The 18,505-nt window shown below is 70.5% G+C and carries 26 protein-coding genes; all 26 read right to left on the reverse strand.

Translation table 11 applies throughout. The annotated features are described in order from the left end of the window. The 26 genes from DDJ31_RS29165 to DDJ31_RS39385 all read right to left on the reverse strand — a co-directional run bounded on the left by DDJ31_RS29165 (window position 1) and on the right by DDJ31_RS39385 (window position 18,323). Window positions 1-207: a hypothetical protein gene (locus DDJ31_RS29165; protein ID WP_127177411.1), complete on the reverse strand. Its 207-nt coding sequence runs from the start codon at window positions 205-207 to the stop codon at window positions 1-3. Next, window positions 204-854 carry a hypothetical protein gene (locus tag DDJ31_RS29170; RefSeq protein WP_240678044.1) on the reverse strand — a complete coding sequence of 217 codons (651 nt, stop codon included), beginning with the start codon at window positions 852-854 and terminating at the stop codon, window positions 204-206. Before DDJ31_RS29170 ends, DDJ31_RS29165 begins: the two co-directional genes overlap by 4 nt. 227 nt (window positions 855-1,081) lie before the next feature. Continuing rightward, window positions 1,082-1,846, reverse strand: coding sequence for a hypothetical protein (locus DDJ31_RS29175; protein ID WP_127177409.1), 765 nt, complete (start codon window positions 1,844-1,846; stop codon window positions 1,082-1,084). After that, on the reverse strand, window positions 1,843-2,307 hold the full coding sequence (locus DDJ31_RS29180) for a hypothetical protein (protein WP_127177408.1): 465 nt from the start codon (window positions 2,305-2,307) through the stop codon (window positions 1,843-1,845). Before DDJ31_RS29180 ends, DDJ31_RS29175 begins: the two co-directional genes overlap by 4 nt. Window positions 2,308-2,385: 78 nt before the next feature. Then, entirely contained in the window at window positions 2,386-4,182 is a 1,797-nt protein-coding gene (locus DDJ31_RS29185) for a type IV secretory system conjugative DNA transfer family protein (protein WP_127177407.1), read from the reverse strand. A 48-nt stretch (window positions 4,183-4,230) separates the two neighbouring features. Further along, window positions 4,231-4,983, reverse strand: a complete 753-nt coding sequence (locus tag DDJ31_RS29190; RefSeq protein ID WP_240678043.1) for a DUF317 domain-containing protein — start codon at window positions 4,981-4,983, stop codon at window positions 4,231-4,233. Then, a complete protein-coding gene (locus tag DDJ31_RS29195; RefSeq protein WP_240678042.1) occupies window positions 4,980-5,588 on the reverse strand; it encodes a hypothetical protein in 609 nt (202 codons plus the stop codon). The genes DDJ31_RS29190 and DDJ31_RS29195 overlap by 4 nt, the downstream gene beginning before the upstream one ends. Before the next feature lie 68 nt (window positions 5,589-5,656). Next, window positions 5,657-6,475, reverse strand: coding sequence for a DUF317 domain-containing protein (locus tag DDJ31_RS29200; protein WP_127177405.1), 819 nt, complete (start codon window positions 6,473-6,475; stop codon window positions 5,657-5,659). After that, window positions 6,472-6,825, reverse strand: a complete 354-nt coding sequence (locus tag DDJ31_RS29205) for a hypothetical protein (protein ID WP_127177404.1) — start codon at window positions 6,823-6,825, stop codon at window positions 6,472-6,474. Before DDJ31_RS29205 ends, DDJ31_RS29200 begins: the two co-directional genes overlap by 4 nt. A 164-nt stretch (window positions 6,826-6,989) precedes the next feature. Beyond that, the gene (locus tag DDJ31_RS29210) at window positions 6,990-7,796 is read right to left on the reverse strand and encodes a DUF317 domain-containing protein (protein WP_127177403.1); all 807 of its coding nucleotides are present in this window, start codon (window positions 7,794-7,796) and stop codon (window positions 6,990-6,992) included. Continuing rightward, a complete protein-coding gene (locus DDJ31_RS29215) occupies window positions 7,793-8,185 on the reverse strand; it encodes a hypothetical protein (RefSeq protein WP_127177402.1) in 393 nt (130 codons plus the stop codon). Before DDJ31_RS29215 ends, DDJ31_RS29210 begins: the two co-directional genes overlap by 4 nt. Before the next feature lie 306 nt (window positions 8,186-8,491). Next, window positions 8,492-8,863: a hypothetical protein gene (locus DDJ31_RS29220; protein ID WP_127177401.1), complete on the reverse strand. Its 372-nt coding sequence runs from the start codon at window positions 8,861-8,863 to the stop codon at window positions 8,492-8,494. Window positions 8,864-8,888: 25 nt separating this feature from the next. After that, window positions 8,889-9,311 (reverse strand): hypothetical protein, encoded by a 423-nt coding sequence (locus tag DDJ31_RS29225; protein ID WP_240678041.1) that lies wholly within the window; start codon window positions 9,309-9,311, stop codon window positions 8,889-8,891. A 20-nt stretch (window positions 9,312-9,331) separates the two neighbouring features. Beyond that, entirely contained in the window at window positions 9,332-9,952 is a 621-nt protein-coding gene (locus tag DDJ31_RS29230) for a hypothetical protein (RefSeq protein WP_206280645.1), read from the reverse strand. Between the two features lie 44 nt (window positions 9,953-9,996). After that, window positions 9,997-10,755, reverse strand: a complete 759-nt coding sequence (locus DDJ31_RS29235; protein ID WP_127177399.1) for a hypothetical protein — start codon at window positions 10,753-10,755, stop codon at window positions 9,997-9,999. A gap of 30 nt (window positions 10,756-10,785) precedes the next feature. Further along, the gene (locus tag DDJ31_RS29240) at window positions 10,786-11,448 is read right to left on the reverse strand and encodes a hypothetical protein (protein ID WP_127177398.1); all 663 of its coding nucleotides are present in this window, start codon (window positions 11,446-11,448) and stop codon (window positions 10,786-10,788) included. A gap of 21 nt (window positions 11,449-11,469) precedes the next feature. Further along, on the reverse strand, window positions 11,470-12,375 hold the full coding sequence (locus DDJ31_RS29245; RefSeq protein ID WP_240678040.1) for a hypothetical protein: 906 nt from the start codon (window positions 12,373-12,375) through the stop codon (window positions 11,470-11,472). 108 nt (window positions 12,376-12,483) lie between these two features. After that, window positions 12,484-12,906 carry a hypothetical protein gene (locus DDJ31_RS29250; RefSeq protein ID WP_127177397.1) on the reverse strand — a complete coding sequence of 141 codons (423 nt, stop codon included), beginning with the start codon at window positions 12,904-12,906 and terminating at the stop codon, window positions 12,484-12,486. Window positions 12,907-13,019: 113 nt separating this feature from the next. Further along, window positions 13,020-13,517, reverse strand: coding sequence for a hypothetical protein (locus DDJ31_RS29255; RefSeq protein WP_171480921.1), 498 nt, complete (start codon window positions 13,515-13,517; stop codon window positions 13,020-13,022). 350 nt (window positions 13,518-13,867) lie between these two features. Further along, window positions 13,868-14,218 (reverse strand): hypothetical protein, encoded by a 351-nt coding sequence (locus DDJ31_RS29260; protein WP_127177396.1) that lies wholly within the window; start codon window positions 14,216-14,218, stop codon window positions 13,868-13,870. Next, window positions 14,215-14,616, reverse strand: coding sequence for a hypothetical protein (locus tag DDJ31_RS29265; RefSeq protein ID WP_127177395.1), 402 nt, complete (start codon window positions 14,614-14,616; stop codon window positions 14,215-14,217). Before DDJ31_RS29265 ends, DDJ31_RS29260 begins: the two co-directional genes overlap by 4 nt. Before the next feature lie 68 nt (window positions 14,617-14,684). Further along, window positions 14,685-15,869: a hypothetical protein gene (locus DDJ31_RS29270; RefSeq protein ID WP_127177394.1), complete on the reverse strand. Its 1,185-nt coding sequence runs from the start codon at window positions 15,867-15,869 to the stop codon at window positions 14,685-14,687. A gap of 52 nt (window positions 15,870-15,921) precedes the next feature. Beyond that, window positions 15,922-16,731 carry a DUF317 domain-containing protein gene (locus tag DDJ31_RS29275; protein WP_127177393.1) on the reverse strand — a complete coding sequence of 270 codons (810 nt, stop codon included), beginning with the start codon at window positions 16,729-16,731 and terminating at the stop codon, window positions 15,922-15,924. 49 nt (window positions 16,732-16,780) lie between these two features. Further along, window positions 16,781-17,518 carry a glycosyltransferase family 2 protein gene (locus tag DDJ31_RS29280; protein ID WP_164784881.1) on the reverse strand — a complete coding sequence of 246 codons (738 nt, stop codon included), beginning with the start codon at window positions 17,516-17,518 and terminating at the stop codon, window positions 16,781-16,783. Window positions 17,519-17,595: 77 nt separating this feature from the next. Continuing rightward, window positions 17,596-17,892: a hypothetical protein gene (locus tag DDJ31_RS39380; protein ID WP_240678039.1), complete on the reverse strand. Its 297-nt coding sequence runs from the start codon at window positions 17,890-17,892 to the stop codon at window positions 17,596-17,598. Beyond that, the gene (locus tag DDJ31_RS39385; RefSeq protein WP_240678038.1) at window positions 17,853-18,323 is read right to left on the reverse strand and encodes a hypothetical protein; all 471 of its coding nucleotides are present in this window, start codon (window positions 18,321-18,323) and stop codon (window positions 17,853-17,855) included. The genes DDJ31_RS39380 and DDJ31_RS39385 overlap by 40 nt, the downstream gene beginning before the upstream one ends. Window positions 18,324-18,505: the final 182 nt, after the last annotated feature.

Consider the following 18,505-nt stretch of genomic DNA (forward strand, 5'->3'; position numbering starts at 1 on the left):
TCAAGAAGCCAGCCCGAAGTCGTCCTGCACCAGATCGACTTCACCCCGGCAGGCCCAGGGAGAACAGCTGTCGACCACGCCGAACTCCATCTCCTCGACCGCGAGGGCCCGGTTGCCGCTGTGCAGCAGGCCGGAGAATGCGTCGTGGTGGTGGGTGTATGCGGTGCCGAGGGCCAGCAGGCGTTCAGTCGCGCCGTAAGACGTCACCGGCGTGCTCCCTGCGCCACGGCGGCCTTGGGCGCAGTGGCCGCTGCGGTCGTCAGCGCGGCCCGGTGACGCGGCTGCGTCAGGGCCCGGTGCCCGTCCTCGGTGACGGTGATCTTCTGGCCGTGGTACAGCGAGGTGCTGGTGTCGGCAGTGACGAGTCCGCGCTTGGCCAGAGCCCGGTAGGTGGCGATGGAGACGCGGGTGCCGTCGTCGGTGGCGACGCGGGTGACGCCCAGCCCGCGTTGTGAACTCTCATGCAGCCGTCCGCCTTCCAGAAGGGACTTGAGGGCGTCGTACTGGGCGGCGGTGAGTGCGAGGCCGGTCGTCTGCTGTGCGGATGCCGCCGTGTGATCCTGCCTGGATGCCAGGTCTTCGGTGATGCCGTGGGCGAGGTAGTGGCACCCAGTCGCGCTCCGGTCGAGCTGGTGGGCGGCATCGTCGAGGTGCCTGGTCATACGCGGAATGGCCTCGGCGTGCCGTGCAGTGCGCACCGCGTCGTCGTCGGCCACGTAGCCAGAGAACTGCGCGCCCTCGTACGGGTTGGCGAACAGCGCGTTGGCGATGTCGTTGCCGGCGAGCGAAGAAGCGGACACGACCGAGGCCAGCAGCTCCAGGCCGGCGCGGCTGCCGGCGATGTTGGTATACATGCTGTTATCGAGGGCAGTCAGGCGCAGCAGGGCGGTGGCCGTGAGGTTCTGTGCCTTGAGCAGGAGCGGGCTGATTCGGTGCAGCGCGTCCGTGCCGGGGGTGTAGGAGACGTCGCGTACGCGTGCGCGGAGGACTTCGAAGTCTCGGGCCAGTTGACGGAGCTGGCGGACTTGTTCATTCAGGTCGAGCGGGGGCGTGGAGATGGGATGGCTCCTGGGACGGCGGTTCAGCGGCTTCGGGTGGTTGCCTGCGTGGCGGTGGGGATCGGGCGTGGCGTCGTGCCGGGGGCGGTGCCTGGCCCTGTCGGGGGTAGTCCGATGACGGAGGCGAGGGCCGTGATGCCTGCTGGTGTGAGGCGCACGCGGTCCTGTGGCGGGCTGCCGATGTAGGCACCGAGAGCGGAGTTCGGGGTCCGTTCGGCAAGGTCCTTCGACTCCAGGGCCCGCAGCGTGCTCATCAGGACCTTGGGCTCCCGGGAACTCGTGAACTCCCGCCCCAGGGAGCTGCTGGCCACGACATGCCCGCAGGCGATCTCCGTGAGGGCAGTGTGCTGGGCGGCAGTGAGCCGTTCATCCGGTGCGATGACGGTCGACCAGTGACGTCGCCGTGTCTCTGCGGCGAGAGCTGCGGCGCAGCTGACCGCGACTTCGGGAGCCAGGGCGGTCAACTCACGAGCGGCCCGGACGCCGTAGTTGGCTGACGCGGTGCTGAGAAAGGCGAGCTGCTTCAGCCGCAGCACACACTCTGTCAACTCCGTGCTCCCGTAAAGCCGTTCATCGTGGACGGTTTTGACGGCGATGCGGGTGTCGGACGCCAGGCGCAGTGCGGAGGCGACGTGGGCCTGCGGCTCGGCCTCCGTCGCAGTGCGAAGGAGGATGTCGAGCGCGTCGTTGTGCCGGGTGTATTGATCGGCGAGGTGGAGCAGGCGCTCGACGGGTGTCGGTGGTGGTGGCACGTCGAACAATAGGGATTCGATGGGCGGCGTGGTCATGAGCGGCGCAGTACGGTCGGGGCTGGCACGGATACGGAGGCGGTTGTGCTCGGTGTCGCGGGACGGCTGGGCACACCGAGGCAGACACGGGCCGCTGCCAGGGCCAGACCGGCGTCGTCGAGGTGGACGCGCAGGCGGCCGTGCTGGTCGATCGCGTCGAGCTGTTTCTGGAGCGTGCCCTGTGCGCCGGGCCGGGAGAGGGTGACGAGCGGGGAGAGGGCCTGGGTGTAGTGGGCGATGGCCCGTCCCAGGTGTCCGGTCGTGTGCCCCAGGGCCTCGGCCGGAGGGAGGTCGGCGATGTTCGGAGCGAGCTGGTACTCGGCGTCGGCGGCCATGCGGGCGGCCAGATGGCAGAGCAGGCCGATGTGCCAGGTGGCGGTGAACAGGCCGCTTCCGTCACCGGTGATGGGGTGGTCGCGTAGGTCGGCGATGACGGCATCTACGGCTTCGCGTGGCTCCATGTCGTCCAGGTCGGTGGGCTCGTAGGTGTGAATGGGTGCCTCCGTGGGCGAGTTGAGTGGGGAGAAGGGGCGCGGGGACTAGGCGGCGGTGCTGAAGTCGGTCTGCTTCGGGGCGGTCTTGGCGACGGCGCGTTCGGTGATGTCCTTGGACGCGCGGGCGGAGGCGGCGGAGAATGAGTCGGCGCCGGGTTCGAGATACCAGGGGCGCAGGTCGAGCATGGCCGCGCGCATGCCGGTGGCGAATGCGAGCGCGGTGCCCTTGGGCAGGGCGCGGATGGCGTCGGCGGCCAGGATGCGTTCTTGCCGCATGCTGACGGACGTGGACTTGCCGGACTCGGAGGTCGAGGTGGAGGTGGTCTGGACGTCGTGGTCACCGATCAGACGGGACAGCTTGTCGGCGAAGTCGGGGTCGTCGATGCCGGACCCGATGACCTTGATCGTGGAGGCGGACCACATGGCGTCCATGCCGGCGTCGCCCCAGACTTTCTGGCCCTGCCGGTAGCTCTGCAGGATCGTGATGGGGATGATCCCGCGGCTGCCGAGGTGGGAGTACAGGTCCGGCAGGTCCGAGATTTTGCAGACGTTGGCGGCCTCGTCGAGGATCGCCAGCATGGGCGGGTCGAGGCGTCCTCCGGCGCGTTCGGCCTGGGCGGTCGCGGCCCGCATGACTGAGTCCGCGCACGCGGCGATGAGCGCCGAGGCGCCGCCACCGCCGTCCTTCGACAGCAGATAGAGCGTGTCCTTCGAGGTGACGAACTCGCTCGGCTTGAACTCCGCCACGTTCTTCTGCGGGGTCACCCATGCGGCGATCTCGCTGTTGAGCAGGGCGGCGGCGTACTGGCGGGCGGTCTCGTAGATCCCGTCGCGGGTCTCTGGCGGGCCCTCCACAGTGCCCTTCAACTGCGCGGCGACAGCGGCGAACCCGTGATCGCGCAGGAGGTCCAGCGGAGTCCGGTCGGCGGGGAAGGCCAGCCACTGCATCACGTCCGTGATCGGCCGCTCGGCGAGCGCGGCGGCCAGGAACAGCTGCGAGAGGATGTTGGAGCCCGCCTTAGACCAGAAGTCGCCCTGCTGGGAGGCGTCCACGGAGGCGGCGAGGAAGTGGCCGGCGAGGCGGCCGGCGCCGTCGAGGGTCTTGGCGTCGGACAAGGGGTTCCACCACATGGCCCGTTCGGCGTGGGCGATCTGCTGCGGGTCCATCGACCAGGTCCGGCCGACGGCCGCCCGCGCCTCCAGCGTGGCCGTGTAGGCGTCGCCCGCGGCCTTGTTGGAGGTGAGCAGGACCGGGCCGGGCGCGTTGAGGATGGAGGGGATCGCCAGCGACGTGGTCTTGCCGGACCGCGGTGCCATGATCGCGACGGCGACGTCCTCGTACCCCATGCGCACTTCGTGCTTCGTGCCCTGGAGGTTGCCGAGCAGGATGCCGGTGTCGGCCGGGTTGAGGTGCTTGGCGTCCTTCAGGCTCGGGCGCAGGGAGCGGGCTTTGGCGGTGATGGCCTTGGACAGCAGCGGCTCGATGTCCCGCTGCTTTGCCATCCCGGCGACGCGTTTCCTGCGTCCGCCGTTGCCGTCCTTGTGCCGCTTGTACAGCACGGCGGCCGTGATCCCGAGTGCGAGCAGCACGGTGCCGGGCAGGATGCGGGTGCCCAGCAGCAGGGACGTGTCGCCGAGGCGGGGCCACAGCTGATCGGGATGGAGCAGGGCCTGGACGGGCTGATACGGCGCACAGGGACCGGTGTCGGTGGCCCAGGAGGTGAGGTTGCCGCCCAGCCACGCCAGGTTCGACAGGGGGACAGCGATGGCGAGGACGACGCCCAGGACGCAGAAGGCTATGTCGTAGCCGTCGGTGGACGAGGTGGAGGAGAGCTGGGGCAAGGGCTGTTCCAGGTACGTGGGTGAGGAGCGCGGCGCGGGCGGGGCCGGTCAGCGGGTGCGGCGCGGCGAAGGGCCGTGTGGCGGGGGCGGGGCAGTGGTCGCTGGGCGGTGCCGGGCGGCGAGGGTGCTGACGCGTCGCTCCAGGGCGAAGGCGATGTCCGGCGCGGGGAGGTGATGGGTGTGCACGGTCATGCGGTCGCGGGCCAGGCCCGGGATCCGGCTCGGATCGCGGGGGATGGGGGTGCGGTCGGCGAGCGACTGCGTCACGGCGGCGATCAGGTGCAGCGGGGTGGTGCCGGTGAACACGGCCCGCCAGATCGTCGGGTCCTGGATCACTGCGGTCTCGATGCTCCACAGATCCCGGCCGCCGATCCGCCAGACGTGCGCGATGTTGTCGGGGGAGGCGAGGCCACCGAGGTGGGGCGGCGTGTGCCAGCCTGCGTCGCGCAGCGGGGCGCAGGGATCGGGCGCTGCGGTGGGCGGGCCGGATGGATCGGTCAGGGCGTCGGTGAAGGTGGCGATGATCTCGACGGGGGTGCGGGCTTCGAAGGTGGCCGTCCAGCCGGGGTGATCCGCGGTACGCGCGTGCCGGATGGTCCACCAGCCCGGATCGTCCGGGTCGGGGTCCAGACGCAGCTGGATGAGTTGGTCCGGGCTGGTGAGCAGGACGCGCGGCATCAGCGGGTCGTGTCCGTAGCTCCAGCCGGCGGCGCGATGCAGCGGCACGGTGATCCACCCCGGGTCTCCGCCGCCCGCGAGATAGCGCGGGGTGATGAGTGCCTGCTCGACGGTGTCGCTCACGCGCACCACCGCCGGGCCGCAGACGACGCTGCGGCGGCCTTGGGCACGGGTGGCGCCGTGACCAGTGCTGGCGCGGATGCCTTCGGTCGCTTCTGCGCCAGCGCGTTGATGGCGAAGAGCGACTGGCCGTGGATCGCCCACTGGTCGAGGTAGTGCCAGGCTTCCGCGTAGCTTTCGGCGAGCGGTTCATCGAACGCCTCGGTCCCGGGCCGGGCACTCGCGGGCAGTGCGCGGCGCACGGCGAGCCAGTCGTCGTGGACGGCGTACAGCCCCTTGGTGCTGTCGCGCAGTTCTCGCACCTGCCAGGCGTAGCGCCGGGTCCGGGCGGAGGTGGGCAGCTGGGCGAGCTGCTGTTCGGCGACGTGCACCAGTTCGTCGGCGTGGTCATATACCCGGCCGAAAGAGACCAAAGTATCGGAGTCACGCTGGCGCTGGCGCAGGCCGTAGGCGTCCTCGTCGTAGGGCTGGTGCGTGTCGGGGTCGGAGTGCTGGTCGGAGTAGGCGTCCCAGGCGGCGAGGATCTGCCTGCTTTCCCGCAGGTAGATGGCGAGTTGGCTCAGATGGAGGCGGTGCTCTGGGCTCGCGGGTTCCAGTGGAATGGTCAAGAAGGGCCTTCGGGCGTACAGGTGTGACGGCGAGGGGGTGCGGCGCGGCCGGGGCCGCGCCGCGTGGTTCAGCGGCCCCGTGCCGCAGCAGCGGCCAACTCGGCGGCGGGTGCCGGGACGGTGTGCGTGGTCGGCGCGCTACTGCGGCGGGCCTTGCGGGCAGCGGCCCGGATGGCCTTCAGGCGCGCCTCGTGGGCGGCGGCCAGTTGCTCGCCCTGGGCGCCGCGTTCCACCTGGGTGACCAGGTGGGAGTGCGGGACGTCGTAGTGGCCGCGCGGCACGGGCGCGGGGTCGGTGAGGGCGGTGGCGAAGGCGGCGAGCAGGTGGCGGGGTGTGCGGTCGTCGAAGTACGCGTGCCACAGCCGCTGGTGGCCGCCGAGACCGGTGGGGAGCGCGACGTCGGCGCTCCAGCTGAAGTAGTCGCTCGTCAGCGTTGCCCGCCGCTCGATGGTGGTGATGCCGTCCGGATGGCGCGCACTCTCATTGCCCCGCTCGTCGCGCTCGTAGGTCCAGTTCGCCACTTGCAGGGTCGGCCACACGTCTGGCTCCGTGGCCGGGGCGGGGTGCAGGAGGGCGTCGGTGAATCCGGCGATGATCTCGGCGGGTGTGTTGCCGCCGAACGACGCGTGCCAGCGCTGTGAGGAGATCCGCCACCAGGCGGAGTATGTGTCCGCAGCGGGTTCGAGTACGAGCGTGTGGCGGAAGTCGGGGCTGGCCAGGACGACATGGGGAAAGTCGGGGTCGGCGTAGTTTTTCCAGCCGCCGGCCCGCAGCGCCTGGGTGACATGGCGCGGGTCGCCGGGCCCGGCGAGATGACGGGGACTGGTGTCGAACCAGATACGAGACCAGGGGTCGTCGGCCTTGCTGACGATGTAGGGGCGGGTCACGGAGTCGTCGGCGGACCTGCGGGCGCGAACGCCTGGCCGCCCAGGCGCTGGATGTCCCAGTGCAGGACGTGCCAGTCCGTGGCTTCCTGGGCGGCGTCCCGGAGCCCGTCGATGATCAGGCGGATCTCGTCGGTCTGGGGGCTGGCGGCCTGCTGGGAGACGAGGTGCGCGGCGTTGCGCAGGACGTCGCCGAGCAGGATGGGGACGCCGGTGTCCTCGTCGAGGAGGCGAGCCAGCAGCGGCAGCACGTCGGTGACGGGCGGGTCGGTGCGTAGATAGTCCTTGAGCTGGGTCAGGGTTGCGGTCGCCTGCGCGATCTGGTCGGAGCTGGGGTGTGAGGGGTTGGGCATCAGCGTCCTTGAGTGAAACGTGGTGGTGAGCGGGGCCAGGCTGTGGACAGCCCTGTGGATATCCCCTGTGGTGAGGGTGTCGTCGCAGTTCAGATCGGTGATGAACCTCCTTGCCATCGAGGGAAGTTGGGGACAGGGCGGCGGGCGTGTCCACCCGAGGCCGGTCAGCGGCGTCGGCCGTCGGACGTCGCGTACGGGCGAGCGCCGGGGCTGGAGCGGGCCCGGTTGGTGGCGAAGGAGTGACGGGCCCATGTGGCCGCTCTGGCGGCGGTGATCCGGGCCTGCTGCCAGGCGCTGAGTTGGGACGGTAGGACGGACACGGAAGTGGTGCGGATCCGCTGGGAGGGCGGGATGTGGCCGAGGGGCCGCAGCACGGGCTGCGGGTCCGCGAGCGCCGTGCTGAATGCCTGCACCAGATGCATCGGCGTGGTCGGGGTGAACATGGCCTCCCACACTCGGCCGTGTTCGTTGCGGGCGCCGGCCCACCAGTGCGCCTGCCCGGGGCTGGACTGGTGGAAGCGGACGAAGGCGTCGCCGTCCGGGCTGCGGGCGGTGAAGTGCTGGCCGCGCTCGGTCTCCCAGCCCTGTTGCTGCAGGGGCTCCCACACGTTGGGGGCGTGCGCCTTGCGCTCCTTGCACAGGGCGTCGGTGATACCGGCGACGATTTCGACGGGCGTCTGCCGGCCGAAGGTGGCGTGCCATGCGTCCTGGTGCGTGGTCTGCTTCCCGCTGACGGTCCAGCCGCCGGGCTGGGTGAACGGGTCGTATCCGATGCGCACGGACTTGTCCGGGCTGTCGAAGACGATGGGGCCGCCGGTCTTGGACTTGTCCTTCCACCCGGAGGCGCGCAGGTACGCGGTGACGTGGCGCAGGTCGCCGCCGCCGGCGAGATAGCGGGGCTCGACGAGGTAGTGCTGCTGGGCCTGCTGACCGGTGGCGCCCCAGCCGGTCCACTGCTTGTTCTGTCTCACCGGTGCCGCCTGACGACCATCGCCGATCCGGCGGGCCGCGCAGTCGGGCTGGTGGATGGGGTGGTGGGCGTGGTGAGCTGTTTGATCGTGCCGGTGTGCTCGTTGAGGTCCTCGCCCACGCTGTCGAGTTCGTTGGCCGCGCGGCCCAGGGCCAGCCACACCTCGGGGTGCAGGATGCCGCGCTGGGAGTTGTCCTGGGCGAAGCGTGATCCGGTGGCGACCAGGTCGGTGACTCGTCCGAGCAGGCCCTCGTCGTAGTCGAGGACCTTGCCGAGAATCTGGGCGGCCTCGTGCGGCGGCGACTGGGCCAAGAGCTGTGTGAGCTGGCTGAGCTGGCGTGCGATGTCGTCAGCGAGCTGTACCGAGGTGAGGGGCGGGGGGTTGGTCATGGGCCTCCTGAACGGGCCAGGTCGGGCTGCTAGTTGTGGTGGCGGATGTGGTGGCTGTCGACGAGAGGGAACATGTCCCGGCGACGGGCTTCGTCGAGGGCCGCTTCGGGGTGCCCGCCGGCCAGCAGGTTGGTCCATGTGCGGCTGTCGGCGGTGACGGCACGCAGGTAGCGGCGGAAGAGGGCGGTGACCAGGCGGGGCTTGCGGTCGGCTGTGATGGGTGGTGGGGTGCGGTCGGGTTCGTGGGTGACAGGTACTCCAGGTGAGGGCTGGGCCGGCCCCGTTGGGGGTCGGCGCGGTGGGTGGTCAGCGCGTACGGCGAGGGTGCGACGCGCTTGGGGCAGGTGCTGCGGGCGCCGGTGCCGGCCGGTGTGCTGGGGATGCGTCGAGGGCGGCGCGGTAGGCGGTGCCGCCGAAGAGGCCCCCATCGATGGAGACCTGGAAGCTGTGGCGGGTCAGCAGCCACACAGCTCGATCGGCCATGTCCTTCATGGCGATCTCGTCCATCTGGTCGGGGACTTGATGCCAGATCTCGCCCTGGGCGCCGTGGCGTTCGAGGCCGAGGCCGTCGAGCAGGATGAGCAGCTGCTCCGGGGCGCTGGTGCGGGTATCGACGTAGATCGTTCCGTCGCGGTGATAGAACTCGACGTCGACCTCGTGCTCGTCCGCCAGGCTCACGAGCGGGACTCCTTTCGATCGTGGCTCACCGCCGACGAGGTGTCGCCGGACTGCCGTGGGCCTGGATGACGGAGGTGGTCGCGGTGTGCGGCGCGGCTGCGGCGCCGGGCTGGTGGCGCAGTGCCTCTGCGGCCTCCTGATAGGCGGCGGCGTCCCAGACGGCGTTGGTGATGTTGACCAGGTATCCGGCCACGAGCAGCGTGGGAACGGCGCTGGTGGCGAGCCTCTTCTTCTCGGCCTTGGTGAGGCGGTCGGGGACCTCGTGCCAGACATAGACGGGCCCGGCTGTCGTCAGGGTCTTGCGTTCGAAGCCGAGGCTGTCGAGCAGGGCCAGGAGTTTCTCGGGCGCATCGGTGGGGGTGTCGGCGTGGACCGTGTCGGTCAGCGGTTTGATGTAGATCTCGACGTCGGTGCCTTCGTCGTCGGCGCGGTTTCCCACGTACGGCATGCTCCTGTTCGGGGATCGGGTCAGCGCTGTCGAACGGCGGGCGCAGCCAGTGGCGAGGGCGCTGTGGACACTGGGCGGGGGTGGGTCTGTAGTGCGGGGCCGGTCCGGTCGACGTCGTTGCGGACCTGCTCGATCTGCCAGGTGAGGGTGGACAGTTTGTTGGCGATGGCCCCCAGCTGCATCGCCACCTGCGGGTCACGGCCGGCGTCCTTGAGACGCCGGCCCCACGATGCCCAGGTCGCAAGCAGCGACTGCGTAAGGCGGGGTATCAGGCCGTCGTCGGGTGCCGCGATCTCGGTTAGGACCGCCGCGACCTGCCGGTCACTGTCGGCATCGCTGCCGAGTGAGGTGAGCTGTTCGAGATGGCGGTGGGCGGCTTGCCGGTCGCTGTCCTGGGTGGCCAGGGTGTTGAGCGTGGGGTCGAGATGGACGCTGTACCCAGCCAGAAGCAGGGCATGGGCTGCGCCGGTGGCACCCTGACGCTGCTCCTCGACGGACAGGGCGTGTGGCAGGCGGTGGTAGTCGCCGCGGGGGCCTGGGGCGGAACGGAAGCCGCCGGCGGTCTGCAGGAGGCCGGCCGCGCGCTGGTCGCCCCCGATGGCAACGACCAGCGCGGTCTTCGGGTCCCGGGTGATGGTCACGTAGTCCAGGACGAGGAACGTCGGCTCGTCCCCGTGGGCGAGAGTCACCGGCCCCGGTGCGGAGAGGTGACCGGCGGGCTCGGAGGCGCTACCGCGGTGGTGCCCAGGGCGGGCCGGGCGGGCGGATTACGTAGAACGACGCCGACGCCCAGCTCGGACAAGCGGTGGCCGACGGCTCGTACGGACGCGGCCTGGTGCGCGGAGTCGTCACCGGACAGGACGAAGACCTCGTTTTCCACGTCGAGGGCGAAGCCGGCCTCGGTCAGGGCCTGGGCGATGTCGTCGCGGTAGGGCTTGTCGACGACGAGGGCGTCGCCGGACCAGGTCATCACCACCTGTTCCGGCTCGGCGGCCGGCGGCATCGTGAGGCGGGCGGCGTTGGTGCGGACCTGGGCGAGGGCCTTGTCGTACCGGGGCAACAGGTCGTAATGGATGTCCTCGGCGGCGCTGAACGGATCGGCGTCCACCGCGATTCCGTCGGGCTCGCGGACGCCACGGAACGCTTCGGCCGGTGCGTCGGTGGGGGCCATAGCGGCGATCAGGTAGCCCTCGCCGTGCCCGAGCGGGTCCGCGACGAACAGTCGGCTGCCGTCGTCGCGGGTCAGCACGGCGCAGTGGTCCACGGTGTGCTTGGCCAGGGTGTCCGCGACATCGTTCATGTCCCACACGTGGTCGGTGAGGGCGTCGTGGTCGTTGTTGCCGCCGCGGTCCGGGTGGTACGTGCTGGTCCAGGCGCCGGGCAGTTCGCCGGCGAGTACGGCAGCGAACGAGCCGAGAGTGGCGTCGGGGGTGGGGTCGTGCATGGTCTCCTCGAAGGAAGTAGGGGGCGGGGGTCAGCGCCGCCTGTTTGCTGGGGCCGCTGCGGTGGGTGCGGCGGCGTGGCTGGTGGGCAGGCGCGGCGGGGGTGCAGGACAGGCGCAGATGGCGGAGGCTTCGCGTTCGCCCGGCCCGACGTCGGCGGTGCACGTGCGGCGCTGGGGGTGGTTCTGGTGCCGGTCGGCGAGGTCGTTGCGCATGTGGGTCAGGTCGGACCGGATGACGCCGAGCCGGTGCTCGCCGAGGTACTGCAGCCGCTTCGCGGTGTGCGGATCCGGAGCCTGGCCCAGGCCCTGATAGAAGGCGGCGGTCGCGGTGAGGACTTCACCCAGCGCGATGAGCACTCCGTCGTGGGAGGCGGTCAGTTCGGTCAGTGCGTCGGCGACCAACGAGCCGAGTGGCTGGTAGTGCGCCTCGCGCGTCTCGGTGTCGAAGGCGTCATCGGCGTCGACGTGGTAGCGCACAGCGCGCAGCCGGGCCACGGCGCGAGTGGCGAGACGTTCCTCCTCGGCTATGTCGAGACCGATGGGCAGGCGGTGATGAGTCTCGTGGAGGCGGACGACGGGGACAAAGCCGGTGCGCTGAAGGATGCTGTGAGCTTCCGGATCGCCACCGCGGGCGAGGACTTCTCCGGAGTGCACGTCGCGCCCCAGGGTCAGGAAGCGATCGGCAAAGGCCAAGAAGCTGTTCTTTCTGTCGGGTCAGCGGGGCAGCCGGGCCCCGGGCGTGGGGGGCGCGGCGGTCCTCCGGTTCGAGAGGGGCACCGGCCGTGCGGTAGCGGGCAGGGCGGCGGCGGTGGCGTCGAGGTCCTGCTGTATGCCGTGCAAGCGGCGGGCGATCAGCTCCAGTTGGTGTCCGGCGGCTGGACCGTAAGCTTGCGGGAGGCGGTCGAGACGGTGGGCCGCGTGCTCGACGAGGCCGCGCACGGAGGCGAGCGGACCGGTGTTCTCGTCGGCGAGCTGCCGTAGCAGTCCTGCGAGGTGTGTGGTGGCGTCGGTAGTGCCTGGTGAAGCGCCGTTGGCAGGTTCGGTGGACCGCTCCGCGAAGCGGGAGGTCTGCTCGGGATCAAGGTCGGGCCGGGGAGAGCGGAGAGCCAGCTCGGCCTCGATGCGCCGGCACTCGACTCCCAGGAGCGGAAGAAGCTGGCGATGCTGCGTGATCCAGGTGCCATCCGGCCGGATGAGGTTGGCGAGCAGGTCGAGGCGACCGGGCTGTGCCTGGACGGCGATCCAGCGGCAGCCCTGGTCGTCCCCCGGCCGCTGGATGCCCGCCATGCGGGCAATCCGGTGGGCGATCTCGGACCACTCGGGGCCGGTGAGGTCGCGATCGCTGGGGTGCAGGCGCACATCCGCGTGCCAGATGGCGCGGCGGTCGTCCTGCGGACTGGCCGCGAAGGGGTGCTGCCAGCTGGGGTCGTCCAGGTGCTCGGCCCACTCGGCGGAGGTCCAGGTCTTCTGCTCGTCATCGAGCGTGTAATAGTCCAGCCCCGGCCAGTGGGCGACCACGGTGTGCTCGGTCAGGCCCTCTTGGCTGCTGGCCGGGCGGTCGAGGGCTTCGGCGAGCGGCGCGCTGGAGCTGATGTTGCGTGGATGGATACGGATGATCATTGTGAGGTGAGCTTCCGACGCCGATGGGCGAGTTGGGTCAGGTCGTACGCGGCGGTGATCAGGGTGAAGCCGCGCAGGCCAGGTCCGCGTTGCGCTCCGGGCTGGGGGTCATCGCCCGCCTCGGGCGTCGGCGACGTGGACCACCTGATTGAGGTGGTTGACCGAGTACCAGCCGCAGTCGACGTCCTGTTCGGCGCCGGCCAGGCGCGGAACGAGGTAAGTGCGCAGCGCCTGCTGGTAGATGAGGCAGTCCGGGCAGCGGCTGGAGAGATGGACGAGGTAGCGCGGGTGAGCGGTGAGGTACGTGCGCTCGCCGCCGAGCGGGTCGTACAGCCGCCACCCGTCCTCGTCGGTCGGCGTGTGCCACGAGGGCGTGACGACCTTGTAGGAGTCTCCCCACAGTTCGCTGCTGGCAACGCCCTTGAGGATGACGACCTGGTCGCCGGGCCGGAAGTGCTGGTGGGTGATGTCCCGTTCGGGGGTGACGACGTCACCTGGAGCATGCGGATGGCGGGAAACGGCGTCGGGCACAGCGGGGGGGGGTTCCTTCCACGATCAGGCGCAGGGGAGGCGGTGGGAGGAACAAGGATCCGGACGATCCCCGGTTTCGGTAACCGGGGATCGTCGGGTATAAGATCCCGCGTCTACCGGAACGGATTCTCGGTTCCGATGTCGTTGCTGGTGGCGGCGTCCAGGAGTTCGGGCAGGTCAGTGCCCTCGGCGCTGCGCTGATCGATCCACCACCCAACGCGGGTGACGGTGCGGATCGTGTCCTCCAGGACAGCCCAGTCGGCCTCGTCCCAGCTGCCTTCGGTCACCAGCGCGCTGTACGCAGTCGTGACGAGCTGGTGGCGGGAGCGCTCACCCCAGGCGAGGGCCTTCTCGGGTCCTTCGAGCGGCGGCATGTCGAACTTCTCGGCCCACTCGGTGGCGGCCTGCTGTTCCTCCGCGCGCTTGGCGGCCAGCCACTCTTCCTTGCCCGCGCTGTCCTCGTCGCGGGCGGCCTTCCAGCAATCGGTGCAGTCGCGTCCCTCCAGCCAGCGGGCGAATCCGGCCCGCCGGTCGGCGGGGCGGTTGGAAAGATCATGCGAGATTTCGTGTCCACAGCTGTGGACGATGTTCCACGTCGTTCGGACGGTCATATAGGGGCGAATCTCCTTATTGCCGTGGGTGGTTCGGTGTGTTCCGGGCGTTCGACGCGACCTGGGCGTGGTGCTAGCACGGGCAGTGGCCCCTGGTTGATGACCTTGTCCTGGCAGTCGCGGGCCGTCTGGTGGAGCTTGGTGAGCGCCTCACATGCTGGGGAGTGGTTGTCGACAGCGGGTGGACCTCGTCCTGGTGCCGGGTGAATCCCGGCGGTTCCAGAGCGGGGGTGGTCCACCGGTGCCGCTCCCCGCTGGGGCGCGCGACCATCGTGTTGCCGGCGGCGAGGGTGCAGGGTGATCTCGCCGGAGGAAGTCAGGGCAGCGGGCTTTCGTCTTCGGACGCTGGGTCAGCGCCGTGGCCGCCGCGGGGTGCCGGCTGGCGAGGGCTGCGCGGTCATGGCGGTCTTCGTGCGGTGCAGCGTCGGCGGTGCGGAGGCTGCGGCCGGAGTGGGGCACAGGTCAGGGTCGAGGTCGACGCTGTAACGGGCTGCGGTGAGCATCTCCGCAGCCCAGGTGGCGTGTTCGTTCTCCCAGGTGCGGCCCAGGTCGAACGGCAACCGGATCCACACGCCGCGCAGCGTGGGATAGGTGTCGAATCCGGCACGGGCCAGGACGCTCGCGGCGAAGGCATCGACCGGGCCATTGACTTCGACTTCGCCGCCCAGGCCGCGGGTGATGTGGATCGCTTCGTCGCTCATCGGCTCCGCCCCTTTCCGGCTGTCTGTGCTCGGCCGCCCACGGGTACGGCGGCGGTCTGCGGCACAAACTCAGGGAGGGCGGCTGTCGGGGCGGTGAGCCTTTGCGGGGAGCGGGTGGCCGCTGCCCGCGCGATGGGATGGCGCCGCTCCATCAGCTTGTTGCGCACGGTCGGTTGCGGTGGGCCGGCGGTGAAGGCGGGGTCGAGGGGGTAGTCGGCCTGCACCTCGTAGCCGTGTCGGCGAAGGTCGAGGACGGCCTGGCGAGTACGGCGGACCCCGTCCTGCTGGGGGTGGGTGAGCCGGTACAGGCCCGGGGTCTCGGGGACCGGCTCGAACTGTTCACGGACCAGGAACCAGTCGGCCAGGTGCGCGGGGATGTTCGCGGTGGCGGCAGCCACGAAGCCGTGGTCGGGATGGGCGCCGAAGCGGAAGTGGTCAGACAGAGGCGAATCCTTTCTTTGAGCGGTCAGCGGTGCGCTGCCGCGGAGCGCGGGGCGGGCAGCGGCGCGGGGCGGGTGGTGAGCAGTCGCGGGCTGGGCGCGGACAGCGCGGCCGGCCCGCCTGGTACGGCGGCGCGGGCCTGGCGCTCGAACGCTTCGCTGTCGGCGAGCCACGTTTCGATCGCGGGCAGGACAGCGAGGCCGAGCTGCCCGCGGACCTGGCTCCATTCGTGGGCCGGCAGCGTGCGGGGGATCGAGTACAGGTCGTGGCGCAGGTCGTTCCATTCGTTCCAGGCGTCCTGGCTGTGGTCGAGTGCCTCGCGCAGGCGGGTCAGGGCCGCGGCGTCTTCGGGCCAGGGGGTGGCGGCGGGACGGCAGCGGGTGAGCAGGATCGGCGCGTGTTCGAGCACGTCGCGGTAGGACAGCCAGGCGTGGTCGGCGAAGTCCCGTTCCAGTCCTGAGATCAGGCGGGAATTGCCAAGCGGAACGCCGTCGCTGTACCGGCCGCAATCCTTGATCGCCTGGAGGGTCTGGTGATCTTCCCGGATGCGCTCCAGGGCGCGCAGGACGTTGTTCAGGTCCTGGTTGTGTAGGGCGCGATGGTAGGCGGGCAGGAACGTGCGCGTGACGGCGTGGGCGGCGAGGCCGGGATCGGCGGGCAGCGCGATGCTGCGAGGCGTGGTGGGATCGTCGTGGGGGTCCTCTTGCTCCCGGTCGGTGAGAGCGCCGAGGAGGTATCCGCTGCGGTGACCGGGGCGCTCGATCAGCAGCAGCTCGGTGCCGGTGCCGTTCTTCAGGACGGACGCGAACGGGATGCGGTGGTCTTCGAGGGCCCGGTATATCTCGCCGGCTTCCCACAGCATGGGCCAGAGGTCTTCCTGCCACAGCGGGTGGCTATAGATCTCCAGCGCGGCGCTCCAGGTGCCGGGCAGCCGGGCGGCGATCTCAGTGCCGATGTCGCCGAGGTAGGGCCGGCTGCTGGTGATGATGGTGGCGCCGTGTTCGTGGGCGTGATGCACCAGGGCGCTGGCGGTGGCCCGGGCAGCCTGCGCGTCGGCCAGCGGAGCGGTGAACACACCGTTGGGCCGGCGCCTGAATCCGGCGTCTTCCAGCGCTTGATGGGCCTGCGGGTACTTCTTGCCGGAGGCGATGGCGACGAGTCCCAGGGGGCGGCTGGTGGTGAGGGTGATCTCGGCGGAGGGGATGGGCATCAAGGTCCTGGTGGGTCGAGACCGCGGGCGAGTTCGTCCAGACGGACCGGGCTCAGCGGGTCTTCGGGGCGCGCTTGGGCTCGGGGGTGCGCGGTGGTTCGGCGTACGGAGGCTGCGCCGAGGGGCGGCGGGACGGCGATGAGACCCGTTCGATGGTCACCAGCGGGGCGACGGCGGCGGGGAAAGGGAAGGACGTGGAGCGCAGGGTGGGCCGGGGATCGAGTGTCTCGGCGACGACCGCGTGCATGAGGAAGGGCGGCGTCTTGTCCGTGAACGAGATGTCCCACAAATGGCCGAGGTCTTCCGGGGAGGCGGCCAGGTGCCAGGTGATGGATGCGTCTCCGTGGATGGGCGGCGCTGGCGAGTCCACGGGGCGGCCGACCACGGCGGCGTGTCCGTCATGCGAGATGAATCCGGAGAGCCCGAAGTCGTCGAAGTGGGTCCAAGAGCCGACGTCGACGTAGAGTTCCAGCAGGCCGGGCTCGACGCCGATGCCGTAGACGACGTGATCCGGATCGGCGGCCAGTTCGCCTGCCAGGGTGCCAATGAGCCTGGCGACGAACTCGATCGGCACACCGCCCGAGATATCCGCACGCCAGCGCTCAGCAGCTTCTTCGTCGGTGCGGGCTGAGATCACCATATGAGGGCCTCGGCCCACCACTGCTTGGTCGTGGCGGATCGTGATGCGTCGGCATGGGCTGGTCACGGTCAACGACGACGCGTCGGCGTGTGCGCTCCACGCGGTTTCCTCGGCGAAGATGTCCAGGAGCTGTTGGTGGTCATTGGGGAGGCTGGCGGCCAGGTAGCGGGGAGAGATGAGGATCTTCTCTCGGGGACTGTCCTGGTCGAGGTCGTTGGGCATGGTTCTTCCGGTGGGATCGGGGAGCGGGCGACGAAACGGGGCGCCTCAACTACGCGGCGGAGGAGGCGGAATCGCGGAGAGCGCGGGCTGCGGCGTGCAGGCTGGCACCGAACCGGTGGGCGAAGACCCGCGCCTTTCCCTCCAACTCGTCGTAGGAGTCCTGCGAGGTCATCTGCGCGGCGTGCTTGCGGTACCGGTAGACCGGAACGGGCAACAGGATTCCCGGGGCGAGGCAGGTGATCGCGAGAGCGCAGTAATCCTCGCCCTGTACGAGACCGCCCATGGGGGCCGCGCGCACCAGGTCGGTTCGGGCCAGGAGGGTGGTCGGGCCGAGCGGGATGGTGTCGGCCGGGTCCTTCCAGTACCGCCATACGTCCCCGGCCTCATGCCGGCCGGGCGGCGTCGGGCACCGCCACAGGGTCGTGGACCCGTCCGCGTGCAGGTCCTGGCTGTATCCGGCACACCAGCCCACCCCGGTCTCCTCCAGCGTGCGCAGCCGCAGCGCCATGGCCCAGTCGGTGAACTCGTCATCGTCGTCAGCCCATTGGACGTAATCGGTGCGCACCTCGTTGAGGGCGAAGTTGCGGGCGCAGGCCGCGCCGACCGGGCGCGGCAGGGCGAGGGTGCGGATGCGCGGGTCGGCGGCGAGCGAGGCGGGCAGCCGGGTGGGGTCGGCTCCGTCGAGGGCGACGACGGCCTCCCACGGGACGCTCTGGCGGCACAGGCTCGCGTGCATGGCGGCGAGGAACGCCAGCCGCTCCGGGCGGAGTTGGGTGGCAATGACCACGGTGATCTTCGAGTGAGGGTGCGGCGACAGGGGCTTCTCCGGGCGGGCTTCGGTAGGGACGGTGCGGGCTGCCGGGGCTATCGGCGGGCGGCCTTGCGGGGCGCCGGCGCCGATGCAGGAGCAGTGGCGGACAGGCGCGGGGCGGTACGCGGCGGCACGACCGGCGCCGGAGAATCCGGGTTCCATGCACCGGGATCGGCGATGATGCAGCTGCGCGGGTCGGTGTCCCACTCGACGACGGGTCCGCGGTCGTACGCCAGCAGGCCGATCACTTCGATGCCGGACTCGTGCAGGACATAGGCCCACTCCAGGTCCTCGGTGCCGTCCTGCGTGATCAGTTCACGCTCGGCCGGGGTGCCGTCGGTGTTGTACACGTTGGTGAGCTGGCGGCTGGGGTACTCCTCGCCCCGGTCAGGGAGCGGCGCAGGCCGGCGGGAGCACCGTCGAGGAGGTCCGTGCCCAGTTCCTCCCAGCCGTGGTGCACCTCGTCGATCAGGTGCCGGGCCATCGCCTCCACGTCACCGGCGAACCGGTGCTGGTAGGTGGCCAGGAGCAGCGGCAGGTGATGGCTGGGGTAGCCGTCGAAGTGGACGTACATGCCGGCGTAGCCGGTGGCGGTGGGGCGGGCGATGACCGCACGGGTGGACAGACAAGTCTCCTGGGGGATGGGTCGGGTCAGTGCGAGCGGGCGAGCGGCGCCGGAGCCGAGGTGGGGGCCGGCCGGGCTGCGGCTGGGGCGGGTGTGCAGGTCCGCGCGGTGGTCTGGGGCGGTGTGGTGGCCGGGATCGGCTGGTCGGGCTTCCACAGGCCGGGGGTGTCGCGGAGCCGGACGCGGGGGTCGGTGCTCCACGCGACGAGGGGACCGCGCTCCACGCCGGGCGCGCTGATCACTTCGATGCCGTGTGGGTGGAGGACGTATCCCCAGTTCAGGCGGGACGCCGTCCGCTCCGTGTAGATCAGAGGCGGCACGGTCAGCCGGGCCGGGTA

Origin of the sequence: Streptomyces griseoviridis (assembly GCF_005222485.1) — a bacterium.
Classification (GTDB): Bacteria; Actinomycetota; Actinomycetes; order Streptomycetales; family Streptomycetaceae; genus Streptomyces; species Streptomyces hintoniae.